The sequence below is a fragment of the Actinoallomurus acaciae genome (genome assembly GCF_042429965.1).
Lineage (GTDB): Bacteria > Actinomycetota > Actinomycetes > Streptosporangiales > Streptosporangiaceae > Actinoallomurus > Actinoallomurus acaciae.
Map to the genome: position 1 here is coordinate 1 of NZ_JBHLZP010000904.1, position 1,946 is coordinate 1,946.

The 1,946-nt window shown below is 72.3% G+C and carries 2 protein-coding genes; both read left to right on the forward strand.

From position 1 onward, the window contains the following. A partial coding sequence (gene cobA, locus ACFFNX_RS48715) for a uroporphyrinogen-III C-methyltransferase (RefSeq protein WP_378213262.1) occupies positions 1-813 on the forward strand: 813 nt, incomplete at its 5' end. Beyond that, positions 797-1,946: GTPase family protein (locus ACFFNX_RS48720; RefSeq protein ID WP_378213263.1), on the forward strand; the 1,150-nt coding region annotated here is incomplete at its 3' end. The genes cobA and ACFFNX_RS48720, both read left to right, overlap by 17 nt.

The following is a 1,946-nucleotide window of genomic DNA, read 5'->3' on the forward strand; positions in this document are numbered from 1 at the left end:
CGCGACGGCGGCATCACCGCCCGCCACTCGCGCCGTAAGCCCGTCGGCGTCGCCCTCGTGGGCGGCGGGCCCGGTGACCCCGGCCTCATCACGGTGCGCGGCCGGCGGCTGCTCGCCCAGGCCGACGTGGTGGTCACCGACCGGCTCGCGCCGCGCGAACTGCTCGACGAGCTGCCCGGCGACGTCGAGATCGTCGACGCGGCCAAGATCCCGTACGGCCGGTCGGTCACGCAGGAGCACATCAACGCCGCGCTGGTCGAGCACGCGCGCGCCGGCCGGTTCGTCGTACGCCTCAAGGGCGGCGACCCGTTCGTCTTCGGGCGGGGTGCCGAAGAGGTGCTCCACTGCGTACGGGAGGGCATTCCGGTCACCGTGGTGCCCGGGATCACGAGCGCGATCGCCGTACCCTCCGCGATCGGCGTCCCGGTCACCCATCGGGGGGTCGCGCAGGAGTTCCACGTGGTGTCCGCGCACGTCGCCCCGGGAGACCCGGCCTCGACGGTCGACTGGGAGGCGCTCGGGCGCTCCCACGGCACGCTCATTCTCCTCATGGCGGTCGAGCGGATGCGTGTGATCGCCGACACCCTCATGCGCTATGGTCGGTCGCCGGACACACCTGTCGCGGTGATCACCGACGGTACGCTGCAGAGCCAGCGCACGCTCATGGCGAGCCTCGCGACTGTTGCGGACGAGATGGCGGCCAGCGGGGTACGGCCACCGGCGATCATCGTCGCCGGCGAGGTCGTCCAGGTGGCTCAAGAGATCGAATTGCTGCGAGCGGATATGGGGCGGCTCCGTGACACCCCCGGCTGATCAGGGCGCCGCCAAGCACAGGGCGGCGTCCCTCCCACTCGATGAGGTCCTGGCCGAACTCCGGGACCAGATCGCCTCCTTCCGGTTCGTCCTGGACGCGCCGGGCACCGAAGAGGCGACGACGACACAGCAGGACCTGCTGAACCAGCTCGACGACTACGTGCTGCCCAGAGTGCGGCGCACCGACTCCCCGCTGCTCGTGGTGCTGAGCGGCTCCACCGGCGCGGGCAAGTCCACGCTGGTCAACACGCTCGTCGGCGCCCGGGTCAGCGCCACGGGCGTACTGCGGCCCACCACGAGCAGCCCGATCCTGGTCTGCCACCCCGACGACGCCGACTGGTGGCTGGACGAACGCTACGTCCTGCCGGGGTTCGGCCGGGTGCTCGGACCGGCCCCCGACGCCGTCGTCGGCGACCAGCTCGTGATCATGAAGAGCGAGGTGCTGCCGCGCGGGCTCGCGCTGCTCGACAGCCCCGACGTCGACTCGGTGTTCGAGGACCACCACGAGTTCGCCGCCCAGTTCCTGGCCGCCGCCGACATCTGGATGTGCGTGACGACCGCCGCGCGGTACGCCGACGCCCAGGTCTGGCGGCTGCTGCACCGGGCACGCGACCACGGCGCGACCCTCGGCATCGTGCTGTCGCGGGTGCCGGAGGAGGGCGGCGAGGAGGTCGTGGCCCACTTCGCCGAGATGCTCAAGGACAACGGCCTCGAGGCGGCGGCCCAGTTCAGCATCCCCGAGACCAAGGTCTCCGGCGGCATGCTGCCCAAGGGCATGTCCGACGAGGTGCACGGGTGGCTGACCTCCATCACCGAAGACGAAGACGGCCGCGCCGAGGTGATCAGGTCTACGCTGGGTAGCGTGCTGGACACCTTTCGTACGCGCGTCCCCGAGCTCGCCAAGCGGGTCGAGGAGCAGGTCGCGCTGCGCACGGTGCTGCGCGAGGAGGTCGAGGCCGCGTACGCCGGAGGCCTGGCCGAGCTCGACGAGGCCACGCGCAACGGCTCGCTGCTGCGCGGCGAGGTGCTGGCACGCTGGCAGGACTTCGCCGGCACCGGTGATCTGGAGCGCGCCCTGCAGTCGCGGGGCAGCCAGGCGGGCCACCGGGGCGGACGCCGCCGCCGCGCCCCGG